Annotated in this window: 24 protein-coding genes, 1 tRNA gene and 2 riboswitches; of the genes, 7 read left to right on the top strand and 18 right to left on the bottom strand. The window is 70.3% G+C overall.

The window, feature by feature from the left end:
• The first annotated feature begins 103 nt into the window (after positions 1-103).
• Complete coding sequence (locus ACFVHO_RS13780; RefSeq protein WP_385713212.1) at positions 104-3,013, top strand: transglycosylase domain-containing protein; 2,910 nt, start codon at positions 104-106, stop codon at positions 3,011-3,013.
• A gap of 63 nt (positions 3,014-3,076) precedes the next feature.
• On the opposite strand, the gene ACFVHO_RS13775 is transcribed toward ACFVHO_RS13780, so the two are convergent.
• The 3 genes from ACFVHO_RS13775 to ACFVHO_RS13765 all read right to left on the bottom strand — a co-directional run bounded on the left by ACFVHO_RS13775 (position 3,077) and on the right by ACFVHO_RS13765 (position 4,265).
• A complete protein-coding gene (locus tag ACFVHO_RS13775) occupies positions 3,077-3,397 on the bottom strand; it encodes a DMT family transporter (protein WP_385713211.1) in 321 nt (106 codons plus the stop codon).
• 29 nt (positions 3,398-3,426) lie between these two features.
• A riboswitch (guanidine-III (ykkC-III) riboswitch) is annotated at positions 3,427-3,496 on the bottom strand.
• A 42-nt stretch (positions 3,497-3,538) separates the two neighbouring features.
• Positions 3,539-3,841, bottom strand: coding sequence for a co-chaperone GroES (locus ACFVHO_RS13770; protein WP_106967814.1), 303 nt, complete (start codon positions 3,839-3,841; stop codon positions 3,539-3,541).
• A gap of 97 nt (positions 3,842-3,938) precedes the next feature.
• Positions 3,939-4,265: a DUF3618 domain-containing protein gene (locus tag ACFVHO_RS13765; protein WP_385713209.1), complete on the bottom strand. Its 327-nt coding sequence runs from the start codon at positions 4,263-4,265 to the stop codon at positions 3,939-3,941.
• A gap of 164 nt (positions 4,266-4,429) precedes the next feature.
• On the opposite strand from ACFVHO_RS13765, the gene bcp reads away from it, so the two are divergent.
• The 3 genes from bcp to ACFVHO_RS13750 all read left to right on the top strand — a co-directional run bounded on the left by bcp (position 4,430) and on the right by ACFVHO_RS13750 (position 6,686).
• The gene (gene bcp, locus ACFVHO_RS13760; protein ID WP_289950358.1) at positions 4,430-4,897 is read left to right on the top strand and encodes a thioredoxin-dependent thiol peroxidase; all 468 of its coding nucleotides are present in this window, start codon (positions 4,430-4,432) and stop codon (positions 4,895-4,897) included.
• A gap of 134 nt (positions 4,898-5,031) precedes the next feature.
• The gene (gene proP / locus ACFVHO_RS13755) at positions 5,032-6,555 is read left to right on the top strand and encodes a glycine betaine/L-proline transporter ProP (protein WP_385713207.1); all 1,524 of its coding nucleotides are present in this window, start codon (positions 5,032-5,034) and stop codon (positions 6,553-6,555) included.
• A gap of 47 nt (positions 6,556-6,602) precedes the next feature.
• Positions 6,603-6,686 (top strand) — tRNA-Leu (locus ACFVHO_RS13750).
• A gap of 105 nt (positions 6,687-6,791) precedes the next feature.
• Here ACFVHO_RS13750 and rdgB read toward each other — a convergent pair.
• The 4 genes from rdgB to ACFVHO_RS13730 all read right to left on the bottom strand — a co-directional run bounded on the left by rdgB (position 6,792) and on the right by ACFVHO_RS13730 (position 9,173).
• On the bottom strand, positions 6,792-7,394 hold the full coding sequence (rdgB, locus tag ACFVHO_RS13745; protein WP_385713205.1) for an RdgB/HAM1 family non-canonical purine NTP pyrophosphatase: 603 nt from the start codon (positions 7,392-7,394) through the stop codon (positions 6,792-6,794).
• Between the two features lie 114 nt (positions 7,395-7,508).
• Positions 7,509-7,907, bottom strand: a complete 399-nt coding sequence (locus tag ACFVHO_RS13740; protein WP_385713204.1) for a hypothetical protein — start codon at positions 7,905-7,907, stop codon at positions 7,509-7,511.
• Positions 7,908-8,091: 184 nt separating this feature from the next.
• On the bottom strand, positions 8,092-8,823 hold the full coding sequence (gene rph / locus ACFVHO_RS13735; protein ID WP_385713202.1) for a ribonuclease PH: 732 nt from the start codon (positions 8,821-8,823) through the stop codon (positions 8,092-8,094).
• 116 nt (positions 8,824-8,939) lie between these two features.
• Positions 8,940-9,173, bottom strand: coding sequence for a glucose PTS transporter subunit EIIB (locus ACFVHO_RS13730; protein ID WP_030358333.1), 234 nt, complete (start codon positions 9,171-9,173; stop codon positions 8,940-8,942).
• 223 nt (positions 9,174-9,396) lie between these two features.
• On the opposite strand from ACFVHO_RS13730, the gene ACFVHO_RS13725 reads away from it, so the two are divergent.
• The gene (locus ACFVHO_RS13725) at positions 9,397-10,710 is read left to right on the top strand and encodes a PTS transporter subunit EIIC (RefSeq protein WP_385713200.1); all 1,314 of its coding nucleotides are present in this window, start codon (positions 9,397-9,399) and stop codon (positions 10,708-10,710) included.
• A gap of 230 nt (positions 10,711-10,940) precedes the next feature.
• Positions 10,941-12,191: a PTS transporter subunit EIIC gene (locus ACFVHO_RS13720; protein ID WP_380854682.1), complete on the top strand. Its 1,251-nt coding sequence runs from the start codon at positions 10,941-10,943 to the stop codon at positions 12,189-12,191.
• Positions 12,192-12,265: 74 nt separating this feature from the next.
• On the opposite strand, the gene ACFVHO_RS13715 is transcribed toward ACFVHO_RS13720, so the two are convergent.
• On the bottom strand, positions 12,266-13,021 hold the full coding sequence (locus tag ACFVHO_RS13715) for an MBL fold metallo-hydrolase (protein ID WP_385713198.1): 756 nt from the start codon (positions 13,019-13,021) through the stop codon (positions 12,266-12,268).
• 195 nt (positions 13,022-13,216) lie between these two features.
• On the opposite strand from ACFVHO_RS13715, the gene ACFVHO_RS13710 reads away from it, so the two are divergent.
• A complete protein-coding gene (locus ACFVHO_RS13710; RefSeq protein ID WP_385713196.1) occupies positions 13,217-13,669 on the top strand; it encodes a type II toxin-antitoxin system PemK/MazF family toxin in 453 nt (150 codons plus the stop codon).
• 209 nt (positions 13,670-13,878) lie between these two features.
• On the opposite strand, the gene ACFVHO_RS13705 is transcribed toward ACFVHO_RS13710, so the two are convergent.
• From ACFVHO_RS13705 to clpS, 10 genes are all read right to left on the bottom strand, one after another.
• A complete protein-coding gene (locus tag ACFVHO_RS13705; RefSeq protein WP_385713194.1) occupies positions 13,879-14,829 on the bottom strand; it encodes a PLP-dependent cysteine synthase family protein in 951 nt (316 codons plus the stop codon).
• A gap of 16 nt (positions 14,830-14,845) precedes the next feature.
• Positions 14,846-15,133 carry a MoaD/ThiS family protein gene (locus ACFVHO_RS13700; protein ID WP_030358339.1) on the bottom strand — a complete coding sequence of 96 codons (288 nt, stop codon included), beginning with the start codon at positions 15,131-15,133 and terminating at the stop codon, positions 14,846-14,848.
• Between the two features lie 192 nt (positions 15,134-15,325).
• Positions 15,326-15,430, bottom strand: a complete 105-nt coding sequence (locus ACFVHO_RS13695; protein WP_385713192.1) for a putative leader peptide — start codon at positions 15,428-15,430, stop codon at positions 15,326-15,328.
• A gap of 214 nt (positions 15,431-15,644) precedes the next feature.
• On the bottom strand, positions 15,645-16,433 hold the full coding sequence (locus ACFVHO_RS13690) for an ABC transporter ATP-binding protein (protein ID WP_385713190.1): 789 nt from the start codon (positions 16,431-16,433) through the stop codon (positions 15,645-15,647).
• A complete protein-coding gene (locus ACFVHO_RS13685) occupies positions 16,430-17,428 on the bottom strand; it encodes a FecCD family ABC transporter permease (protein ID WP_385713242.1) in 999 nt (332 codons plus the stop codon). The genes ACFVHO_RS13690 and ACFVHO_RS13685 overlap by 4 nt, the downstream gene beginning before the upstream one ends.
• A gap of 287 nt (positions 17,429-17,715) precedes the next feature.
• Positions 17,716-18,687: an ABC transporter substrate-binding protein gene (locus ACFVHO_RS13680; protein WP_385713188.1), complete on the bottom strand. Its 972-nt coding sequence runs from the start codon at positions 18,685-18,687 to the stop codon at positions 17,716-17,718.
• Between the two features lie 43 nt (positions 18,688-18,730).
• A riboswitch (cobalamin riboswitch) is annotated at positions 18,731-18,874 on the bottom strand.
• Positions 18,860-19,282: a Mov34/MPN/PAD-1 family protein gene (locus ACFVHO_RS13675; RefSeq protein ID WP_385713186.1), complete on the bottom strand. Its 423-nt coding sequence runs from the start codon at positions 19,280-19,282 to the stop codon at positions 18,860-18,862. Its footprint overlaps the riboswitch before it by 15 nt.
• 108 nt (positions 19,283-19,390) lie before the next feature.
• Positions 19,391-20,896 (bottom strand): amino acid permease, encoded by a 1,506-nt coding sequence (locus ACFVHO_RS13670; RefSeq protein WP_385713184.1) that lies wholly within the window; start codon positions 20,894-20,896, stop codon positions 19,391-19,393.
• Positions 20,897-21,274: 378 nt separating this feature from the next.
• Positions 21,275-21,883 carry a DUF2017 domain-containing protein gene (locus ACFVHO_RS13665; RefSeq protein WP_385713183.1) on the bottom strand — a complete coding sequence of 203 codons (609 nt, stop codon included), beginning with the start codon at positions 21,881-21,883 and terminating at the stop codon, positions 21,275-21,277.
• A gap of 11 nt (positions 21,884-21,894) precedes the next feature.
• Positions 21,895-22,212, bottom strand: coding sequence for an ATP-dependent Clp protease adapter ClpS (gene clpS / locus ACFVHO_RS13660; protein ID WP_030358347.1), 318 nt, complete (start codon positions 22,210-22,212; stop codon positions 21,895-21,897).
• Positions 22,213-22,270: the final 58 nt, after the last annotated feature.

The following is a 22,270-nucleotide window of genomic DNA, read 5'->3' as shown; positions in this document are numbered from 1 at the left end:
GGCCTGAAAGGCATGCGGCGACAGTGTGCAATGGGTCGTACGAGGCGTACTGGATGTATGAGGCGTACGAGATGTACGACGCGAACCGGGAGTTCCGCGAGACATGAGCAGCGACGAGCCACAGCGGCGGCCGGGCGACGGGCAGGAGGAGCCCACCGCCCGGCGGAGCGAACCCGCTGCCCGGCAGGACGGGCCCGCCGAGGGACCGGGCGAGCGGGCCTCCCGGCCGAGTGACCCCGCACCGGGCGGCAAGCCGGGCGACCGGGCTCCGGTCGGCGGCCCGACACCGCCGAAGGGCACACCCGGCCCCGGCACACCCAGCTCCGGCACACCCAGCTCCGGCGCTCCGGGCGCTCCCGCCTCCGGCACACCCGACAGCGGCCCCTCCACCCAGCAGCTCCGCCCGCTGGGCCGTCCCAAGGGCGCCGTGCCCCAGGGCTCACCCCAGGGCGCCCCCGACCCCTCCACCCAGCAGCTGCGGCCCATCCCCCCGGGACCGGGACCGCGCCAGGGGCAGGGGCAGAGCCAGGGGCAGCAGCACCAGGGCTGGGCGCCGCGCGAGCCCGAGCAGGGAGCGGCCGGGGCCGAGGGCGCCGCCGCTTCCGTGGCCGCCGCCGACGCGCCCGGTGACGGCGGCACCGGCAAGGCGGGCAAGAAGAAGCGCCCCAAGCGCAAGGGCTGGCGGCGCCTCTTCCCGACCTGGCGGATGGTGCTCGCCGGGTTCATCTTCGTGGTCCTGCTGTGCGTGGGCGGCTTCACCGCGGGCTATCTGCTGATCGACATCCCGCCCGCGAACGCCACGGCCACCAAGCAGGCCAACGTCTACCTGTACGCCGACGGCACCGAGCTCGCCCGCGACGACAGCAAGGGCATGAACCGCGAGAACGTCCCGCTGTCCAAGGTCCCCAAGCACGTGCAGCACGCCGTGCTCGCGGCCGAGGACCGGGACTTCTACGGCGAGTCCGCCGTCGACCCGAAGGCGATGCTCCGCGCCGCCTGGAACACGGTCACCGGCAAGGGCAAGCAGTCCGGCTCCACCATCACGCAGCAGTACGTGAAGAACTACTACCTGGGCCAGGAGCAGACGGTCACCCGCAAGGTGAAGGAGTTCTTCATCTCGATCAAGCTGGACCGCGAGGTGAGCAAGGACGACATCCTCCAGGGCTATCTGAACACCAGCTACTTCGGCCGCAACGCCTACGGAGTGCAGGCCGCCGCGCAGGCGTACTACGGCAAGGACGTCGAGGACCTCACCGTCGGCCAGGGCGCGTACCTCGCGACGCTCGTGAACGCCCCGAACGCCTACGACGTGGCGGCACACCCGGAGAACAAGGCCAACGCGGTGGGCCGCTGGAACTACGTCCTGAACGGCATGGTCAAGGAGGGCTGGCTGTCCTCCGCCGACCGCGAGAAGCAGAAGTTCCCGGCGCCGGAGCAGGCCAGGGGCAACCAGGACCTGTCCGGGCAGCGCGGCTATGTGGTCAAGGCCGTCGAGGACTACCTCATCGAGAACAAGATCGTCGAGGAGGACGCCCTGCACCGGGGCGGCTACCGCATCACGACCACCCTGCAGAAGCCGCGGCAGGACGCGTTCGTGAAGGCCGTCGACGACCAGGTGATGTCGAAGCTCGACAAGAAGGCCCGCAAGATCGACCGGAACGTGCGGGTCGGCGGCGCGTCCGTGGACCCGAAGACCGGCAAGGTCGTCGCGATGTACGGCGGCATCGACTACACCAAGCAGTTCGTCAACAACGCCACCCGACGGGACTACCAGGTCGGTTCGACCTTCAAGCCGTTCGTGTTCACCTCGGCCGTGCAGAACGGCTCGACCACGCAGTCCGGCACCCCGATCACGCCGAACACGATCTACGACGGCAACAACCGGCGTCCGGTGCAGGGCTGGGACGGCGGCCAGTACGCGCCCGCCAACGAGGACGACGGCCAGTACGGCGACATCACCGTGCGCGAGGCCACGGACAAGTCCGTGAACTCCGTGTACGCGCAGATGGCCGTCGACGTGGGCTCCGACCGGGTCAAGGACACCGCGGTCGCGCTCGGCGTGCCGGAGAAGACCCCGGACCTCACGGCGTCCCCGTCGATCGCGCTCGGCCCGTCCACGGCGTCGGTGCTCGACATGACCGAGGCGTACGCGACGCTCGCGAACCACGGCCAGCACGGCTCGTACACGCTCGTCGAGAAGATCACCAAGAACGGTGAGGACGTCGTCCTGCCGGAGCGGGGCGAGAAGACGGCGGTGAGCCGCGAGGCCGCGGACACCACCACGTCGATCCTGCGCAGCGTGGTCGACTCCGGCACGGGCACGGAGGCGCTCGCGGCGGGCCGTCCGGCGGCGGGCAAGACGGGTACGGCCGAGGAGGACAAGGCGGCCTGGTTCGCCGGCTACACGCCGGACCTGGCGACGGTCGTGGCCGTGATGGGCCAGGACCCGAAGACGGCCGTGCAGACGCCGCTGTACGGCGCGCTCGGCGAGCGGCGCATCAACGGCGGCGGCTATCCGGCACGGATCTGGGCGCAGTTCACCAAGGACGCCCTGGAGGGCAAGTCGGTCAAGGAGTTCGACCTGGAGCTGGAGGAGGGCGCGGACGTACCGGTGCAGCCCGATCCGTCGGAGGGCGCCGAGGAGCCGGACCCCGACGAGAACACGGGCGGCGCCACCGGCGGCGATGAGGACACGGGCGGCGCGGCCGACGGCGGCGCGACCGGCGGCGACCAGGGCGGCCAGAACCAGGGGCAGAACCAGGGCCAGAACCAGGGGCCGACCGGCGGGCAGGACCAGGGCGGCCAGAACCAGGGGCCGACCGGGGGTCAGGACCAGGGCGGTCAGACGCAGGGCCAGGACCAGGGCCAGACGCAGGGGCAGAGCCAAGGGCCGACCGGAGGGGCCGACGGGGGTGCCGCGGACGGCGGCGCGGCCCAGGGCGGCCAGCAGGGCGCCCTGGGCGGGCTCACCCAGGGGACGGCCACGGGGCCGCGCGGCCGCGGCGACGACTGACGCCGCCGGGCCGCTGATCCGGCCGGACTTCCGGTCCGGCCGGACAGTCCGTCCGGCCGGGCCTCAGTGGCCGCTCGTCGCCTTCAGACCCACGACGGCGACGAGCAGCAGGCAGACGAAGAAGATCCGGGCGGCGGTGGCGGGCTCGCCGAGCGCGACCATGCCGACCACCGCGGCTCCGGCGGCCCCGATGCCGACCCACACGCCGTAGGCCGTACCGATGGGCAGGGTCTTGGCGGCGTAGGACAGCAGCAGCATGCTGGCGACGATGCCCGCGCCGGTGAACACGCTCGGCCACAGGCGGGTGAAACCCTCGGTGAACTTCATGCCGATCGACCAGCCGACCTCGAGCAGACCGGCGACGATGAGCAGGACCCAGGCCATGACGGCACCTCCGGAAAAGGGACTTCAGGGGTGCGTCGTCTTTGCGGATCCCGGTACGGCGCGTCTCGTCGGGGTCCTTCCAAGGTAGCAAAGGGCATGCAAAAGGGGCTGGTGACGATGGTCACCAGCCCCTTCTCGCCGTTACAGGTAGAGCCCGGTGGAGTCCTCGGACCCCTCGAAGCGGTCCGCGGCCACGGCGTGCAGATCGCGCTCGCGCATCAGGACGTACGCCACGCCCCGCACCTCGACCTCGGCGCGGTCCTCGGGGTCGTACAGGACCCGGTCGCCCGGCTCCACCGTGCGCACGTTCTGTCCCACGGCGACGACCTCGGCCCAGGCCAGGCGCTTGCCGACGGCCGCGGTCGCGGGGATCAGGATGCCGCCGCCGGAGCGCCGCTCGCCCTCCGCGGTGTCCTGACGCACGAGCACGCGGTCGTGCAGCATCCGGATCGGCAGTTTGTCGTCGTGGGTGCTTGGTTCAGATGTCTTGGCGCTCACGCCCCGAACCTACCTGCCCTCGCGCGCCCTGTACGCCTCCGGGTCAGCCCTTGCGGCGCCTGGAGCCCGCCGCGAGGAGCCCCACCAGGCCCACCACGACCAGGGCCACCGGCACGATCCGCTCCACGCGGGGCGCACCGTCCGCCGAGACGAACTGGGCCTTCACATCGGAGACGAAGCGATTCGCACCGACATAGGCCCGCCCGAGCGACTGGTCGACGCTCGAAGCGATCTTGGCCTTGGCGTCCCCGACGATCGTCTTCGGGTGGACCCGCACCCCGATCTCATCGAGGGTCTCGGCGAGCTGGTCGCGCCGGCGCTTGATGTCCGCCTCGATCTGCGCAGGGGTCCTGGCATCCGCATCCGACACCGCGCTGCCTCCGTGGGTGTGTGCTGTTTCCGGTCGTTCCGGTCTTTCCACAGTCTGTCAGCTTCACCCCCGTCGCACCCCATGGCACCCCTATTACGCTCGACTCCGTCACCACACCCCTGATGCGTGCGCGCCCGCGCGTGCTGCCCACGAGGAGACCGGAAATGAGCGAGCGACTTCAGCCCGGGGACACCGCCCCCGCCTTCACCCTGCCCGACGCCGACGGCAAGGACGTCTCCCTCGCGGACCACAAGGGCCGCAAGGTCATCGTGTACTTCTACCCGGCCGCCCTGACCCCCGGCTGCACCAAGCAGGCCTGCGACTTCACCGACAACCTGGACGTGCTCGCGGCCGCGGGCTACGACGTCATCGGCGTCTCCCCCGACAAGCCGGAGAAGCTCGCCAAGTTCCGCGAGAAGGAGAACCTGAAGGTCACGCTGGTCGGCGACCCGTCCAAGGAAACCCTGGAGGCGTACGGCGCCTTTGGTGAGAAGAAGCTGTACGGCAAGACGGTGACCGGTGTGATCCGGTCGACGGTCGTCGTGGACGAGGCGGGCAAGGTCGAGCACGCCTTCTACAACGTGAAGGCCACCGGCCACGTGGCCAAGATCATCCGGGATCTGGGCGTCTGACCCGCCCTTTCCGGCGCCGGTCCACCCGCCGCCCGCAGATGTGACGAAGCCCCCCTCACAGGGGGCTTTCGTTTGCGATCGCGGACTGCGAGCAAGTGATCCCGTGGACCATCGTCAGCGAAAGGATCAGCTCCATGGCGGCCAGCCGGCACCCGGCCGACCCCGAGGCCGACGTCCTGCCCGGCGCCGACCCGGCGGCGGTGAAACGTCACCGCGCACTGTTCCGGGCCATCAGACGGCGCCGGAACCCGCCCCTGCGGCGCACCGACATCACGGTCACCGACGAGGCGGCCGTGCGGCGCGCGGTGAAGGCGGCCTCGCTCGGCAATGCCATGGAGTGGTTCGACTTCGGCATCTACAGCTATCTGGCCGTCACCATCGGGCATGTCTTCTTCCCGTCCGGGAACGACACCGTCCAGCTGATCTCGTCGTTCGCCACCTTCGCGGTGTCGTTCCTGGTGCGGCCGCTCGGCGGCATGGTGTTCGGCCCGATGGGCGACAAGATCGGCCGTAAGAAGGTCCTCGCCCTGACAATGATCCTGATGGCGGTCGGCACCTTCGCCATCGGCCTGATCCCGAGCTACGCCACCATCGGCTTCTGGGCCCCGGTGCTGCTGATCCTCTTCCGCCTGGTGCAGGGCTTCTCCACGGGCGGCGAGTACGGCGGCGCCTCCACCTTCATCGCCGAGTACGCGCCGGACAAGCGGCGCGGCTACTTCGGCAGCTTCCTGGAGTTCGGCACCCTCGCCGGGTACGTGGGCGCGGCCGGTCTGGTCACCGTCCTGACCACGACGCTGGACGACGGCGCCATGGAGGCGTGGGGCTGGCGGATCCCGTTCCTGGTCGCGGGCCCGCTCGGCCTGGTCGGCCTGTATCTGCGGCTGCGTCTGGACGAGACCCCGGCGTTCCAGAAGCTGGAGGACCAGACGTACCACTCGGCGACCGAGGCGGCCTCCGCCGTCGAGACCTCCGCCAAGGGCGACCTGGCGAAGATCTTCCGCGAGTACTGGCCGACGCTGATCCTCTGTGTCGCCCTGGTCGGCGCGTACAACATCACCGACTACATGCTCCTGTCGTACATGCCGACGTACCTCACCGACGAGCTCGGCTACGACGACACGCACGGGCTGCTGATCCTCATCGCCACGATGGTGGTCCTGATGCTGGTGATCAACCGGATCGGCGTCCTGTCGGACCGCTACGGCCGCAAGCCGCTCCTGATGACGGGCATGGCGGGCTTCTTCGTCCTGTCGGTCCCGGCCTTCCTGCTGATCAAGCAGGGCGCCCTGGTCGCCGTCTCGGCGGGCATGCTGATGCTCGGCCTGTCCCTGGTGTGCCTGCTCGGCACGATGTCGGCGACGCTGCCCGCGCTGTTTCCCACCCCCGTGCGCTACGGCTCCCTGTCGGTGGGCTACAACCTGTCCGCCTCGCTGTTCGGCGGCACCGCGCCGCTCGTGATCACCGCGCTGATCAGCGTCACGGGTACGGACATGATGCCCGCGTACTACGCGATGGCCGCCGCCGTCGTCGGCATCGTCGCGGTGGCCTGCATGAAGGAGACCGCGCAGCGGCCCCTCAGCGGCTCGCCGCCGTCGGTGGAGAGCAAGGAGGAGGCCGCCGAGCTCGTTGCGGCGCAGGCCACGGCGCCGAAGTTCTGACTCCCCCGGCCGTCCCCGCGGGGCGGCGATTACGATGGGCGCGGCACGCGGCCGTGGTGGAACTGGCAGTCACGCTGGGTTTAGGTCCCAGTGGGGTAACACCCGTGAGGGTTCGAGTCCCTCCGGCCGCACGCGACACGAAGGGCGCCTCCGAGGAGGCGCCCTTCACCGTGTCCGGTCCGGGTCCGGCCGAGTCCAGGACAGGTTCTGTCCGGGTCAGCCGAGTTCTGTCCGGGTCAACCGAGCAGTTCGCGCACCACCGGCACCAGCGCGCGGAACGCCTTGCCGCGGTGGCTGATCGCGTTCTTCTCGTCCGCCGTCAGCTCGGCGCAGGTGCGCGTCTCGCCCTCGGGCTGGAGCACCGGGTCGTAGCCGAAGCCGCCCGTGCCCGCCGGGGTGTGCCGCAGGGTGCCGAGGAGCCGCCCCTCGACCACCCGCTCGGTGCCGTCCGGCAGCGCGAGGGCGGCCGCGCACGCGAAGTGGGCGCCGCGGTGCGGGTCGTCGATGTCGCCGAGCTGGGCGAGCAGGAGGTCCAGGTTGGCGCGGTCGTCGCCGTGGCGGCCCGCCCAGCGCGCGGAGAAGATGCCCGGGGCGCCGCCGAGCACGTCGACGCACAGGCCCGAATCGTCGGCGACGGCGGGAAGCCCGGTGGCCCGGGCCAGGGCGTGCGCCTTCAGGAGCGCGTTCTCGGCGAAGGTGACGCCGGTCTCCTTGACGTCGGGGACGTCCGGGTAGGCGTCCGCGCCGACCAGCTCGTGGTCGAGCCGGGCGGCGGCGAGGATCGCCGTCAGTTCGGTGAGCTTTCCGGCGTTGCGGGTGGCGAGGATGAGGCGGGTCATGGGACCAGTATCGCGGCCCCGTGACCGGCCGTTCCGGCGCGCCCCCGTCCCGTCGGCGTGACACGTCGTGCCTCTCACCGTGTCCCCCGGAACGGGACGCGCCACCGTCCCCGGTCAGTCGGTGCAGACCTTCGTCAGCTCCTTGGCCGCGTCGACGGCCGGGCTGAGGTCGGGCGACTTGTCGCCGCCGTCCTTGGAGGCGTCGCGGATGTTGTCGATGGCCTTGTCCAGGTGGTCGAGGGCCTTGTCCACGTCGGCGTCGTCGGACTTGTCGCGGATGTCGTCGAGGTTGTCCTCGATGTCGTCCAGCGAGTCGTCGGCCTTGCTGGGGTTCAGCGCGGCGTCCTGCGCGGCCTCCTGCATGTCCTGGACGTTGTCGTGGATCGCGTCGGCCGTCTTGACGCAGTCGACGGCCTTGTCGACGGGGTCGCAGGCCACGAGGCCGGAGACCGCCGGAACTGCGATCAGAGCGGTGATGATGGCGGTAGCGGTACGGCGGTGGCGCGCGGCCATGCGGAATTCCCTCCCCGGTGCGGACGGACGTACGGCTTGGCCCGTACGCCCGCATCCGTAAGAACGCCCGTCCGGGCCCCGAGGGTTGCTTCCCCCACCGGGCGGGCCGAACCGCGACCCGCCCTCATCCTTGACGCAACTCGACCGCGCCGCACGGCACTTGGGCCGCGCCCGGCGTTATGCCCTACCTGACCGCTTCGAGCGCTTCGCGCTGGTACGTGGCGAGGTCGACGCAGCCGCCGACGGCGAGGTCGAGCAGCGCGTTCAGCTCCTCGCGGGCGAACGGCTCGGCCTCGGCGGTGCCCTGCACCTCGACGAAGCGGCCGTCGCCGGTGCACACGACGTTCATGTCGGTGTCGGCCTTCACGTCCTCCTCGTAACAGAGGTCGAGCAGCGGTACGCCGCCGACGATGCCGACGGAGACCGCGCTGACCGTGCCGGTGAGGGGCTTGCGGCCGGCCTTGATCAGCTTCTTGCCCTGGGCCCAGGCGACGGCGTCGGCGAGGGCGACGTACGCGCCGGTGATGGCGGCGGTGCGGGTGCCGCCGTCGGCCTGCAGGACGTCGCAGTCCAGGACGATGGTGTTCTCGCCGAGGGCCTTGTAGTCGATGACGGCGCGCAGCGAGCGGCCGATGAGGCGGCTGATCTCGTGCGTGCGGCCGCCGATCTTGCCGCGTACGGATTCGCGGTCGCCGCGGGTGTTGGTGGACCGCGGGAGCATCGAGTACTCGGCGGTGACCCAGCCCTCGCCGCTGCCCTTGCGCCAGCGGGGCACGCCCTCCGTGACGGAGGCCGTGCAGAAGACCTTGGTGTCGCCGAAGGAAACGAGGACGGAGCCCTCGGCGTGCTTGCTCCACCCGCGTTCGATGGTGACCGGGCGGAGCTGTTCGGGGGTACGGCCGTCGATACGAGACATGGCCCGAGCCTATCGGGACGAACGCCGCCCTCGGGCCGGACGGGGGTGCCCCCGCACGCAGTGAGGGCCCCTCCGACGAGCGGAGCGGGCCCTCACTGCGCGGCTCAGCGCAAGCGTTACATCATGTCCTCGATGTCGGCGGCGATCGGGTCCGCGTCGGTCCCGATGACGACCTGAACCGCCGTGCCCATCTTCACGACCCCGTGCGCACCCGCGGCCTTCAGCGCGGCGTCGTCGACCAGCCCCGGGTCCTTGACCTCCGTGCGGAGGCGGGTGATGCAGCCCTCGACCTCTTCGATGTTGTCGATGCCGCCGAGCCCGGCAACGATCTTCTCAGCCTTGCTGGCCATGGTGTTCTCCCTGCTCTGAAAAGGACGCGGCCACGACACCGTAGGTCCGCTTTGTCACGGTAACGCACGGTTGGCCCATCTTCGCGGGCGGTCACGGCACTCGTACCCAATCATGACGATCAAGGTGTCACCCCTAGTGGGGGCGGTGCCGACCACCGTCCACAACTGGTCTACACCAGTTTTCAACGACCGCCAAACCTGGCCGGTTCCGGGAGGAACGCCGATGAGTTCCACTGCCGCCGCGATACCCCAGAAGAAGTGGTGGAACGGCCTGTTCCAGGGCCTGCAGAAGATGGGCCGCAGCCTGCAACTGCCCATCGCCGTACTGCCCGCCGCGGGCATCCTGAACCGGCTCGGCCAGCCGGACGTCTTCGGCGAGGACGGCCTCGGCTGGACCAATGTGGCCAAGGTCTTCGCGGCCGCGGGCGGCGCCCTGCTCGACTCCTCGCTCGGCCTGCCGCTCCTCTTCTGCATCGGCGTCGCGATCGGCATGGCGAAGAAGGCGGACGGCTCCACCGCGCTCGCCGCGGTCGCGGGCTTCCTCGTCTACTACGCGGTCCTGCGCGCGTTCCCCGAGGACTGCCCGGCGGGCGCCGACTTCGCGGGCGCCGGGATGTGGAGCGGGGTCTGCGTGGCCGAGGACGGCACCTCCGCCCAGGCCGCGTACCAGAATCCAGGCGTCTTCGGCGGCATCGTCATGGGCCTGCTCGCCGCCTGGTTCTGGCAGCGCTACCACCGCGTGAAGCTGGTCGACTGGCTCGGCTTCTTCAACGGCCGCCGCCTGGTGCCGATCATCATGGCGTTCGTCGGCCTGGTCTTCGCGGGCCTGTGCGTCTGGGTCTGGCCGCCCATCGGCGACGGGCTCACCAGCTTCTCCAAGTGGCTGGTCGACCTCGGCTGGCTGGGCTCGGGCATCTTCGGCGTGGCCAACCGCGCGCTGCTCACGGTCGGCCTGCACCAGTTCCTGAACACCTTCGTCTGGTTCCAGTTCGGCGACTACACCAAGGCGGACGGCACGGTCGTCCACGGCGACATCAACCGCTTCCTCGCGGGCGACCCGACGGCGGGCCAGTTCACCTCGGGCTTCTTCCCGATCATGATGTTCGCGCTGCCCGCGGCGGCCCTCGCGATCACGCACGCGGCCCGCCCCGAGCGGCGCAAGGTGGTCGGCGGCCTGATGCTCTCGGTCGGCCTGACGTCCTTCGTCACCGGCATCACCGAGCCGATCGAGTACTCGTTCCTGTTCATCGCGCCCGCGCTGTACGCGATCCACGCGCTGCTCACCGGCGTCTCGATGGCGGTCACCTGGGGCCTCGGGGTGAAGGACGGCTTCAGCTTCTCCGCCGGCCTCATCGACTACGTCATCAACTGGAGCCTGGCCACGAAACCCTGGCTGATCATCCCGATCGGACTGTGCTTCGCGGTGGTTTATTACTTCTTGTTCCTCTTCGTGATCAAGAAGTTCAACCTGGCCACTCCGGGACGCGAACCGGAGGAGGAGGCAAAGGCGTTGGACGAGGAGCAGACCAAGGCGTAGGCAAGGAAGCGGAACCTCCCGCGATACCCTTTGCCTGGCCCTCGGACCCTTCGGTCCGGGGGCCTTTCGCCGTGGATGCGGTGTTATGGCCGACCCCACAGGAATCGCGGGTTCCTTATGTCGCCTTAACCGTGTTACAACAGGTCTACACCACTGAGTGGTGTAGACCACCTGGATGCTGTCGCACCCCCTGAACTGTCCCCTGACAGCACCCGCACATGGAGGAAGTCATGAGTACGGCCACCGCCAAGGCGGCGCCCGCGAAGAAGCGGGGCTCAAGTGTGTTGCAGGGTCTGCAGAAGGTGGGACGCAGCCTGCAGCTGCCGATCGCCGTCCTGCCCGCGGCGGGCATCCTGCTGCGCCTCGGCCAGCCGGACGTGTTCGGCGCCGACGGCCTCGGCTGGGGCAAGGTCGCCACGGTCTTCGCCACCGCCGGTGACGCCGTCTTCGCGAACATGCCGCTGCTGTTCTGCATCGGTGTCGCGATCGGCTTCGCGAAGAAGGCGGACGGCTCGACCGCGCTCGCCGCGCTCGTCGGCTTCCTGGTCTACAAGAACGTGCTGACCGCGTTCCCGGTCACCGAGGCGAAGATCACCAAGGGCGCGGACGTCGCCGCGACGTACAACGACCCCAAGGTCTTCGGCGGCATCATCATGGGCCTCATATCCGCCGTCGTCTGGCAGCGGTTCCACCGCACCAAGCTGGTGGACTGGCTCGGCTTCTTCAACGGCCGCCGCCTGGTCCCGATCCTGATGGCCTTCATCGGCACCGCCCTCGGTGTCGTCTTCGGCCTCGCCTGGGGCCCGGTCGGTGACGCCATCACCAACTTCGGCGAGTGGATGACCGACCTCGGCTCGGTCGGCGCCGGCATCTTCGGCGTGGTCAACCGCGCGCTCCTGCCGGTCGGCATGCACCAGTTCGTGAACACCGTCGCCTGGCAGGAGATCGGCTCCTTCACCGACTCCGCCGGTGCCGTCTGGCACGGCGACATCCAGCGCTTCATGCACGGCGACCCGACCGCGGGTCAGTTCATGTCCGGCTTCTTCCCGATCATGATGTTCGCGCTGCCCGCCGTGGCCCTGGCCATCACGCACACCGCCCGCCCCGAGCGCCGCAAGGTCGTCGGCGGCATGATGATGTCCCTCGCGCTGACCTCGTTCGTCACCGGCATCACCGAGCCGATCGAGTTCGCCTTCATGTTCATCGCGCCGGTCCTCTACGTGATCCACGCGATCCTCACGGCCGTCGCCATGACCGTCACCTGGGCCCTGGGCGTGCACCACGGCTTCACGTTCTCGGCGGGCGCCATCGACTACGTCCTGAACTGGAAGTTCGCCGAGAAGCCCTGGCTGATCATCCCGATCGGCCTCGTGTTCGCGGCGGTCTACTACGTCGTCTTCCGCTTCGCGATCGTCAAGTTCAACCTGCCGACCCCGGGCCGCGAGCCCGAGGAGGAGGTCGAGGACCTCACCAAGGCGTGAGCCTCACCCGAGCGGCATGACGTGGGCCCCGGAACCGAACGGTTCCGGGGCCCACGTCTTGGTACCACCGACTCTCAGATCTCGTACGTCGCCCCCGCGGCCGCGAGCTCCGTCGGACCGGTGGTGAAGACCTCCCGGGCGTCGGCGAGGTTCACCGCCGGGTCCGTCCACGGCGGGATGTGCGTGAGCACCAGGCGCCGCGCACCCGCGCGACCGGCCGACTCCCCGGCCTCACGGCCGTTGAGATGCAGGTCCGGGATGTTCTCCTTGCCGTGCGTGAACGCGGCCTCGCAGAGGAACAGATCCGTGTCGGCGGCCAGCTCGTCGAGGGCCGCGCAGGTGCCGGTGTCCCCGGAGTACGTCAGCGACCGCCCGCCGTGCTCGACGCGGATGGCATACGCCTCGACGGGGTGGCACACCTTCTCCGTACGCACCGCGAACGGGCCGATCTCGAAGGCCCCGGGCTTGACCGTGTGGAAGTCGAAGACCTCGCTCATCGACGACGCGGAGGGCGTGTCGGCGTACGCCGTGGTCAGGCGCTGCTCGGTGCCCTCGGGGCCGTACACCGGGATGGGGGCGCAGCGGCCGCCGTCATGCCGGTAGTAGCGGGCCACGAAGTACGCGCACATGTCGATGCAGTGGTCGGCGTGCAGATGGCTCAGGAAGATCGCGTCGAGGTCGTACAGACCGATGTGGCGCTGCAGCTCGCCCAGGGCGCCATTGCCCATGTCGAGCAGCAGCCGGAAGCCGTCGGCCTCGACGAGGTAGCTCGAGCAGGCCGAGTCCGCGGACGGAAACGACCCCGAGCAGCCGACGACGGTGAGCTTCATAGAGCTGGAACCTCCACGCTGGCGATCGGGGAAACGGGGGCGTGCGGTCCGTCGAGCGTAAAGCGCGAAAGGGCGGCTCGCTCCTTCGTCGTGGGCCGTTGTGGGCGAACTCACCTGGGGTGTCACCGGTTCGGGGGCGCCCGAAGGGGTCCGGTGCGGCGGCGCGGAGTGGGGGGCGCCGGTACCGTCGGGGCCATGGACACGTCGTGGTGGCCGGCGCTGGCCGCCGTGGTGGTACTCGCCCTTCTCGTGGCCCTCGTGGACGGGTGGGCCCGCTCCGGCCGTCCCGCGCGGCGGCGTCGGCCGGCCGGGCGGCCGCGGGGGTCGGAGGGGGGCGGGCGGCCTCAGGTCGGGGAGATCTGGTGGGCGCGGGTGCCCTATGAGGGTGGGGCCGGGGGGAAGGACCGGCCCTGTCTCGTGCTCGCCGTGCACGGGGAGCGGGTGCGCGTCGCGAAGATCACCAGTAAGTACCGGGACGAGCGGGCCGGGGTGATTCCGTTGCCGCCCGGGGCCGTCGGGGACGCGCGGGGGCGGGCGAGCTTCCTGGAGACCGATGAGCTGCGGGAGGTTCCTGTGTGGGACTTCCGGCGGCGGGCGGGGGTGGTGGATCCGGTGCTGTGGGATCAGGTGCGGCATCTGGCCGGGTAGGCCTTGCGGGGGCGCTCCCCAGCCCCGCCCCTTCCCGTAACCGGGGCTCCGCCCCGGACCCCGTATCGGCGCTTCGCGCCTCGTCCTCAATCGCCGGACGGGCTAGATGATGTGCGGGTAAGTTTCAGCCCCTCCGGCGTTTGAGGAGCGGGGTCCGGGGCGGAGCCCCGGGTTCGGGAAGGGGCGGGGTTGGGGAGCTCCCAGCCGGGCTACGCCCACAGCTGGCCCTGGACCGTCGCGATCGCCTCCTCGTCGGTCGCCGCCGTGTAGACGCCGGTGGACAGGTACTTCCAGCCGCCGTCGGCGACGACGAAGACGATGTCGGCGGGCTCGCCCGCCTTGACGGCCTTGCGGCCGACGCCGATGGCGGCGTGGAGGGCGGCACCGGTGGAGACGCCCGCGAAGATGCCCTCTTCGCGGAGGAGTTCCCGGGTGCGGGTCACGGCGTCGGCGGAGCCGACGGAGAAGCGGGTGGTGAGGACGGACTCGTCGTAGAGCTCGGGGACGAAGCCCTCGTCGAGGTTGCGGAGACCGTAGACGAGGTCGTCGTAGCGGGGCTCCGCTGCGACGATCTTGATGTCGGGCCGCTGCTCGCGGAGGAAACGTCCGACGCCCATGAGCGTGCCGGTGGTGCCGAGGCCCGCCACGAAGTGGGTGATGGAGGGCAGGTCGGCGAGGATCTCGGGGCCGGTGGTGGCGTAGTGGGCGCCCGCGTTGTCCGGGTTGCCGTACTGGTAGAGCATCACCCAGTCCGGATGCTCGGCCGCCAGGTCCTTGGCGACGCGTACGGCCGTGTTGGAACCCCCCGCCGCGGGCGAGGAGATGATCTCCGCGCCCCACATCGTCAGCAGGTCGCGCCGCTCCTGGGAGGTGTTCTCCGGCATGACGCACACGATGCGGTAGCCCTTGAGCCGGGCCGCCATGGCGAGGGAGATTCCGGTGTTGCCGGAGGTGGGCTCCAGGATGGTGCAGCCGGGCGTCAACCGGCCGTCCTTCTCGGCCTGTTCGACCATGTGGAGGGCGGGGCGGTCCTTGACCGAGCCGGTCGGGTTGCGGTCCTCCAGCTTGGCCCAGACGCGGACCTCCGGGGACGGCGACAGACGCGGGAGGCGGACCAGCGGCGTGTTGCCGACGGCCGCGAGCGGGGAGTCGTAACGCATCGGGGAGCCGGGTCCCTCAGGCCATGCCGCCGGCGACGGCCGGCAGGATCGTGACGCTGTCGCCGTCGGTGAGCTTGGTGGAGACGCCGTCGAGGAAGCGGACGTCCTCGTCGTTGAGGTAGACGTTCACGAAGCGGCGCAGGCTGTTGCCCTTGTCCTTGTCGATCAGCCGGTCCTGGATGCCCGCGTGCCGCGACTCGAGGTCGGCGAAGAGCGCGGCGATGGTGTCACCGCTGCCCTGGACGGCCTTCTCGCCGTCGGTGTAGGTGCGGAGGATGGTCGGGATGCGGACCTCGATGGCCATGCGGGGCTCCTGTCGGGAGTGGATCGGGAGTGGATCGGAAGTGGAGCGGGGGCTGGTGCGGGGGCGCTGCGTGGGTGGTGCCGTGCTGGTGCGGAGCGGGGCGCGCCGCGCGAGGGCGGGCGGCGGGGTGCGGGGGCCGCGGGTACGGCGCCGTGGCTCACCGCCGCGGTGCGGCGGGCGGGGCGGCGCCCGTCAGGGCCGACAGATGGCGCTGGCGAGACGGCACAGGTCGACGTGCAGCCGGCCGACGAGCAGGGCGCCCGGCGTCGTATGGATGCTCACGTCGTTCGAAACCATGCGGTCATCGTAACGATTCCCGGTCCGGGACCCGGAATGTGATCTCGGATGCCGGACGGATCGCGTTCGGTGGCCGGACGGGGCGGGGTGTTCCGGCCGTCGGGCACAGGGCGTTCCGGCTGTCGGGGGCAAGGCGTTCCGGCCGTAGGTGGCAAGGCGTTCCGGCCGTAGGGGGCAAGGCGTTCCGGCCGTAGGGAGGCAGGGTGCCGCGGGCTCAGGCCCGGGGCTCCCCCACCACCCCGGGCAGGTACGTCACCGTCGGCGCCCCCGTCGCCGGATGCACCGCCACCTCCGCCGCGACCCCGTACACCTCCGCCAGGAGCTCGCCGGTGAGGACGTCCCCGGGCGGCCCGGAGGCGACGACCCGGCCCGCGTCGAGGACGTACAGGCGGTCGCAGTAGTACGCGGCGAGGGTCAGGTCGTGCAGGGCGAGCAGGTTGGCCGTGCCGAGGCCGCGGACCAGGCCGAGGATCTCCAGCTGGTAGCGGATGTCCAGGTGGTTCGTCGGTTCGTCTAGGACGAGGACGGCCGGTTCCTGCACCAACGCCCGTGCGGTCAGGACGCGTTGGCGCTCGCCGCCGGACAGCCGCGCGAAACCGCGCCCGGCCAGGGCCGCGGCGCCGACCCGCTCCAGGGCGTCGCGGACCAGTTCCTCGTCGGCGGCCGTGTCGCCCTCCCAGAAGCGTTTGTGCGGGGAGCGGCCCATGGCGACGATCTGGCGGACGGTGAGTTCGAAGCCCGTCTGGCCGTCCTGCGGGACCGTGGCGATGCGGCGGGCGCGGGCCTTGACGCCGGCGTCCGCCAGGTCGTCGCCGTCGAGCAGGACCCGGCCGCCGGTGGGCGTGAGCGCCCCGTACACACAGCGCAGGAGCGTCGTCTTGCCGCTGCCGTTGGGGCCGACCAGGCCCACCGTCTCACCTGCGGAGACGGAGAGTGAGACGGCGTCGACGAGGCGGCGGCCGGACGGGGTGTCGTAGGTGAGGTTCTCGGTACGGAGCTTCATGCCTCCGCCCCCTCCCGCGTCCGGCCGCGCCGCAGCAGCCACAGGAAGAACGGGCCGCCGGTGAGCGCCGTGAGCACCCCCACGGGGATGTCCTGCGGCGCCGCGACCGTGCGGGCCGCGAGGTCCGCCACCACCAGGAACACCGCCCCCATCAGTGCCGCCACCGGAAGCAGCGCCCGGTGCGCGGCGCCCACCAGCATCCGGGCCGCGTGCGGCACCATCAGGCCGACGAAGCCGATGGCCCCGCTGTGCGCGACGAGGGCGCCGGTCACGAGCGAGGCGAGGACGAACACGGCCGCGCGGAACCGGCCCGTGTCCAGGCCGAGGACGGTGGCGCCCTCCTCCCCGACCAGGAGCAGGTCGAGCGGGCGGGCGAGGGCGATCAGCAGGGCCGTGCCGACCGCCAGGACCGTCAACGGCAAGGCGAGCATGTCCCAGCGGGCGCTGCCGAGGCCGCCCAGGGTCCAGTACAGGACTTCCTTGAGGTGGTCGGCGCGGGCCGAGACGACCAGGATCAGGCTGGTCAGGGCCGCCAGGACGTATGAGACGGCCACGCCCGCGAGGATCAGGCGGCTCGTCGTGAAGCCGCCGCCCGGCTCCCTGGCCAGGGCGTACACCACCAGCAGCGCAAGGAACGCGCCCACGAAGGACGCCGCCGGGATCGTCACCGTCGTCGCCATGCCCGCGCCCAGGCCGAGCACGATCACCGCGACCGCGGCCGCGGAGGCGCCCGAGGAGACGCCGAGCAGGAACGGGTCCGCGAGGGGGTTGCGGACCAGGGCCTGGAGGGTGGTGCCGACCACCGCGAGGCCCGCGCCCACGGCCGCGCCGAGGATGACCCGTGGGAGGCGGACGTCCAGGACGATCGTGCGGTACGGGGAGGGGTCGGCGTTGCCCGTCAGGATCTGGACCACGTCGGCCGTGGGGATTCTGACCGAGCCCCACGCCAGTGCGGCGAGGCTCGCGGCCGCGAGGGCGAGGACGAGGGCGGTGATGACCAGGCTGTAGGGGAGGGTGCGGGTGGGGTGCCCTGCCGGGGGCTCCCCTGTCCCGCCCCTTCCCGAAACCGGGGGCGCTGCCCCCGGGCCCCCGGGGGTGGGGGGTCCCTTCGGGTCGGACGGGCCGCCCCCGATCGGCGCTCCGCGCCTCGTCCTCAAACGCCGGACGGGCTCAAATATGCCGCCCCCAGGCCTCGCCCCCGAGCGCCGGACAGGCCGAAATTTGCCGCCCCCAGGCCTCGCGCCCGAGCGCCAGACGGGCTGAAAGTTGCCGCTCCCAGGCCTCACCGCATCTGCTCCGCCAGCTTCTTCACCGCCCCCGGTGCCCGCACCCCCAGCACCACGTCCGACAGCGGCAGCACCGCGAACCTCTTGTTCTTGATGGCGGGGACGTCCTTGAGGGCCGGGTCGTCCAGGAGGCGCTTCTTCTTCTGGGCGACGGTGGAGGCGCCGTAGTCGTAGATGACGATGACCTCGGGGCGGCGGTCGACGACCGTCTCCCAGGAGGCGTCGCCGAAGGACTTGTCCAGGTCGGACATCACGTTGCGGCCGCCCGCGCGCTCGATGATGTCGTTGCCGATGCCCCGGCCGCCCGCGGTGAACGCCGTCTTGTCGCCGCTGTCGTAGACGAAGACGGAGGGCTTCTTGCCGCCCTTGGCGGACTGCTTCGCGGTGGCGGCCAGTTCGGCCTTCGCGTCGCGCACCCACTTCGCCGCCCGGTCCCCGACCCCGAACGTCGCGCCCGCCTCGCGCACCTCGCGGTACACGTCGTCCATGGTGACGGGCTTCTTGGCGCAGCCCTCGATGTTGAGGCGGGTCTTGATGCCGGACTTGGCGAGGGCGTCGCGGGAGCGGCCGTCGCCCGCCGCGAAGGCGCTCGCGTAACCGCCGTACACGAAGTCGGGGTTGGCGGCGAGCAGCTTCTCGTACGAGGGGTACTCCTTGGCGATGACCGGGCGGGAGTCGTACGCCTTCTCGTACTCGGGGAGCACCTTGTCGTCGAGGTAGGCGGTCCCCGCTATGCGGTCCTCCAGGCCCAGTTCGAGGAGGATCTCCGTCACGTGCTGGTTCATGGTGACCGCACGCTTCGGGGGTGCGTCGTATGTCGTCTTCGTCCCGCAGTTGGTGACGGTGTACGGGAATCCGGCGGCCTTGGCGTCGGAGTTTCCGGAGTCGTCGTCGGACGACGAGGACGACGAGCACGCGGTGAGCGGCAGCAGGATCGCCGCCGCGGCGAGCAGGGCGCGGGTACGCATGGGGTGCGGGCCTCCTCCAGGGGATTTCCGCGTCCCCTGAGTGCATGTGGAGGAGGCGGCAGGTCAGTTCCTGACTCCCGGGCGCGGGCGCGGCCGGTCACAGTGGCGGGACCGCGCCGGATTTCCACCGGCTTCCTGGGTCCTGCCGCCTCTAGGGTCGTAAAGCTCCCGCTCAGTATGCCTGGACGACCCTGACCTCCTCCTCGGTGACCTCGCCCTCGACGATCCGGAACGAGCGGAACTGGAAGGGTCCGGCGTCGTCGGTGTCGGCGGTGGAGACGAGGACGTAGTGGGCGCCCGGCTCGTTGGCGTAGCTGATGTCGGTGCGGGAGGGGTAGGCCTCCGTGGCCGTGTGCGAGTGGTAGATGACCACGGGCTCCTCGTCGCGGTCGTCCAGGTCGCGGTAGAGCCTCAGCAGGTCGGCGGAGTCGAACTCGTAGAACGTGGGCGAGCGGGCCGCGTTCAGCATCGGGACGAAGCGCTCGGGACGGTCGGTGCCCGCAGGCCCCGCGACGACGCCGCACGCCTCGTCGGGGTGGTCCTTGCGCGCGTGCGCGACGATCTGGTCGTGGAGGGCCTGGGTGATGGTCAGCATGTCGGCCAGGATAAGCAGCGGGGCGGCCCCGTACCGAAGTGTGGTACGGGGCCGCCCGCATGCTGGACGTGAGGCGTCCGGGGTCAGTCCTTGGCGACCCCGGACGGGTCAGTCCTTGGTGACCGGTGCGGCGTCCTCGGCGGCCGGGCCGCCGTGCACGCGCTTCTTGAAGGCCGCGGCCTCCGGGTCGCGGCTCTTCAGGACCAGGTAGGACACGCACAGGATCGCGGCCCAGATCGGCGCGCAGTACAGCGAGATCCGCGCGTCCTTGTCGATGCCCATCATCACGATGACCATGCCGATGAAGGCGAGGGCGAACCAGCTGGTGTACGGGGCGCCGGGGGCGCGGAAGGTGGACTGCGGCACGATGCCGCGGTCGGCCTTGCGGCGGTAGTTGATCTGCGAGACCAGGATCATGATCCAGGCCCACATGCCGGAGATGGTGGCGAAGGAGACGACGTAGTTGAACGCCTCGCCCGGCCACTGGTAGTTGATCCACACGCCGACGAGCATCAGCGCGGCGGAGAAGGTGGTGCCGACCAGCGGCAGGCCGTTCTTGGTGAGCTTGGTGAAGAACTTCGGGCCCTGGCCGTTGAGCGCGAGGTCGCGCAGCATACGGCCGGTGGAGTACATGCCCGAGTTGCAGGAGGAGAGCGCGGCGGTGAGGACCACGAAGTTCACGATCGCGGCGCCGACGCCGAGGCCCATCTTCTCGAAGGCGGCGACGAACGGGGAGACGCCCGGCTGGAACGACGTCCACGGCACGACCGAGAGGATCATGATCAGGGCGCCGACGTAGAAGACGGCGATGCGCCACGGCACGGTGTTGATCGCCTTGGGCAGGGTCTTCTTCGGGTCCTTGGACTCGCCCGCGGTGACGCCGACCAGCTCGACGGCGAGGAAGGCGAACATCACGATCTGCAGCGTCATCAGCGTGTTGCCGATGCCGTTGGGGAAGAAGCCGCCGTTGTCCCACAGGTGCGAGACGGACGCGGTGTCACCGGCGTCGGAGAAGCCGATGGTGAGGATGCCGGCACAGATCAGGATCATGCCGATGATCGCGGTGACCTTGACCATCGAGAACCAGAACTCCAGCTCGCCGAAGAGCTTCACGGAGATCAGGTTGGCGCCGTACAGGATGACCGTGAAGATCAGCGCGTACGCCCATTGTGGAATGGAGTCATGTGTCCAGTACTGCATGTACTGGGCGGCCGCGGTGACTTCGGTGATGCCGGTGACGACCCAGAAGAGCCAGTACGTCCAGCCGGTCACGAACCCGAAGAACGGGCCGACGAACTCACGGGCGTACTCCGAGAACGAGCCCGACACGGGCCGGTACATCAGGAGCTCGCCGAGCGCGCGCATGATGAAGAAGATCACGAGGCCCGCGATGGCGTACGCGAGGATGAGGCTGGGACCGGCCTTGTGAATGGCCTTGCCCGCGCCGAGGAACAGGCCGGTGCCGATGGCACCGCCGATCGCGATCATCTGGATCTGCCGGGCGCCTAGCCCGCGCTGATAACCCTCGCTGTCGCCGGACGCGCCCTCCGTGGCCGCCGCGGAACCATTGCCGCCGTGCCCGTCGTGGTGTTCTTCGACCTGCACTGAGGTCATGGTGACGCCTTTCTCCATGCTGATCCGCGCCGCGAACTGCGGTTTCGCCGCGGACCAGGTCCTGATCCCCCCGGATGGTGATGGAGTGCCGCCGACGGTCTGCCGGCCTCTAGCGCCCCCGGTGACATGGGTGGCGTCACCGAGCGGTCGTGAAGATTTATCACGACCGTCACAGTGATCGAATGAGCCATATGTGGCATACGGCACAGGAAGAAGCGGACAAAGAAACCTCGACGCCCCAAAGAGGGCGCCGAGGTGACAGGATCGTTATCCGGATTTGAGCGTCCGTTGAGCGAACGTCTGTGATCTTCAAACCGACGTCACGCGAACGTCGGAAAACCGTCACGACATCGGCGGCGGGCCGTCACGGCACCGGCGTCACGGCATCAAGGTCTCGACGAGCGTCTCCTGGAGCCCGCCCAGCCACAGATAGGCCATCACCATCGGCTTGCGCGGGTCGGAGTCCGGCAGCCGGTAGAGGATGTCGGTGTCCTCCTCGTCGGTCACGTCGAGCCGGGCGCCGATCGCGAGCCGCAGGTCGTTGAGCGCGCCGAGCCAGCTGCGCGACTCCTCCGCGGACAGCTTCAGGACGGCACCGCCCTCGCCCGCGACGGTGAGCGCGTCCAGGGAGCGGATCACGGCGAGCGCGTCGTCCCGCTTGCGGGCCCGCAGGTCGTTCTCGGTGAAGCGGCGGAACTCGGCGGAGTACGCCCGCAGTTCGTCGGCCTTCTCCAGGGATCCCGGCTCGCTGCCGGGACCGCCGTACGCGTCCGGGAGCAGCCGCTTGAGCACCGGGTCGGTGGGCGGCTCGCTCGGGCCCTCGGCGAACAGCTCCGCGAACGGGTCGCCGTCGTCGCCCGCGGGCTCGTCCCCCGGGCCGATCAGCTCGAGGAGCTGCACGGCCAGCGAGCGGATGATCGAGATCTCGACCTCGTCGAGCGCGACGGCCGCGCCGCCGCCCGGGATCGGTTCGAAGTGTCCTGGCATCAGTCGCGTCGCTACTTCCGGTCCTGCTGGAGCGTTGCCCACAGCCCGTATCCGTGCATCGCCTGCACGTCGCGTTCCATCTCCTCGCGGGAACCGCTGGAGACGACGGCCCGGCCCTTGTGGTGCACGTCCATCATCAGCTTGGTGGCCTTGTCCTTCGAGTACCCGAAGTACGTCTGGAAGACATAGGTCACATAGCTCATCAGATTGACCGGGTCGTTGTGCACGAGCGTGATCCACGGAACGTCCGGCTCGGGGACCGCGAAGGTCTCCTCTTCCGCGTCCGGGCGTGTGATCTCTACGGGAGCAGCGCTACTCACTTGCCCCATGCTGCCACCCGGGAGGGCCGGGCGCACAAACGGACCCCCGAAATCGTCAGAGTGACGA

The organism is Streptomyces sp. NPDC127108 (genome assembly GCF_042677545.1).
In the GTDB taxonomy this organism is placed as follows: Bacteria; Actinomycetota; Actinomycetes; order Streptomycetales; family Streptomycetaceae; genus Streptomyces.
Note: the sequence above shows the minus strand (reverse complement) of the source record. Positions and strands in the feature narration are given on the sequence as shown.

Coding starts and splice junctions, on each gene's coding strand:
- ACFVHO_RS13780 (WP_385713212.1), top strand. CDS start 104: ATGAGCAGCGACGAGCCACAGCGGCGGCCGGGCGACGGGCAGGAGGAG.
- ACFVHO_RS13775 (WP_385713211.1), bottom strand. CDS start 3,397: ATGGCCTGGGTCCTGCTCATCGTCGCCGGTCTGCTCGAGGTCGGCTGG.
- ACFVHO_RS13770 (WP_106967814.1), bottom strand. CDS start 3,841: ATGCTGCACGACCGCGTGCTCGTGCGTCAGGACACCGCGGAGGGCGAG.
- bcp (WP_289950358.1), top strand. CDS start 4,430: ATGAGCGAGCGACTTCAGCCCGGGGACACCGCCCCCGCCTTCACCCTG.
- proP (WP_385713207.1), top strand. CDS start 5,032: ATGGCGGCCAGCCGGCACCCGGCCGACCCCGAGGCCGACGTCCTGCCC.
- rdgB (WP_385713205.1), bottom strand. CDS start 7,394: ATGACCCGCCTCATCCTCGCCACCCGCAACGCCGGAAAGCTCACCGAA.
- ACFVHO_RS13740 (WP_385713204.1), bottom strand. CDS start 7,907: ATGGCCGCGCGCCACCGCCGTACCGCTACCGCCATCATCACCGCTCTG.
- rph (WP_385713202.1), bottom strand. CDS start 8,823: ATGTCTCGTATCGACGGCCGTACCCCCGAACAGCTCCGCCCGGTCACC.
- ACFVHO_RS13730 (WP_030358333.1), bottom strand. CDS start 9,173: ATGGCCAGCAAGGCTGAGAAGATCGTTGCCGGGCTCGGCGGCATCGAC.
- ACFVHO_RS13725 (WP_385713200.1), top strand. CDS start 9,397: ATGAGTTCCACTGCCGCCGCGATACCCCAGAAGAAGTGGTGGAACGGC.
- ACFVHO_RS13720 (WP_380854682.1), top strand. CDS start 10,941: ATGAGTACGGCCACCGCCAAGGCGGCGCCCGCGAAGAAGCGGGGCTCA.
- ACFVHO_RS13715 (WP_385713198.1), bottom strand. CDS start 13,021: ATGAAGCTCACCGTCGTCGGCTGCTCGGGGTCGTTTCCGTCCGCGGAC.
- ACFVHO_RS13710 (WP_385713196.1), top strand. CDS start 13,217: ATGGACACGTCGTGGTGGCCGGCGCTGGCCGCCGTGGTGGTACTCGCC.
- ACFVHO_RS13705 (WP_385713194.1), bottom strand. CDS start 14,829: ATGCGTTACGACTCCCCGCTCGCGGCCGTCGGCAACACGCCGCTGGTC.
- ACFVHO_RS13700 (WP_030358339.1), bottom strand. CDS start 15,133: ATGGCCATCGAGGTCCGCATCCCGACCATCCTCCGCACCTACACCGAC.
- ACFVHO_RS13695 (WP_385713192.1), bottom strand. CDS start 15,430: ATGGTTTCGAACGACGTGAGCATCCATACGACGCCGGGCGCCCTGCTC.
- ACFVHO_RS13690 (WP_385713190.1), bottom strand. CDS start 16,433: ATGAAGCTCCGTACCGAGAACCTCACCTACGACACCCCGTCCGGCCGC.
- ACFVHO_RS13680 (WP_385713188.1), bottom strand. CDS start 18,687: ATGCGTACCCGCGCCCTGCTCGCCGCGGCGGCGATCCTGCTGCCGCTC.
- ACFVHO_RS13675 (WP_385713186.1), bottom strand. CDS start 19,282: ATGCTGACCATCACCCAGGCCCTCCACGACCAGATCGTCGCGCACGCG.
- ACFVHO_RS13670 (WP_385713184.1), bottom strand. CDS start 20,896: ATGACCTCAGTGCAGGTCGAAGAACACCACGACGGGCACGGCGGCAAT.
- ACFVHO_RS13665 (WP_385713183.1), bottom strand. CDS start 21,883: ATGCCAGGACACTTCGAACCGATCCCGGGCGGCGGCGCGGCCGTCGCG.
- clpS (WP_030358347.1), bottom strand. CDS start 22,212: ATGGGGCAAGTGAGTAGCGCTGCTCCCGTAGAGATCACACGCCCGGAC.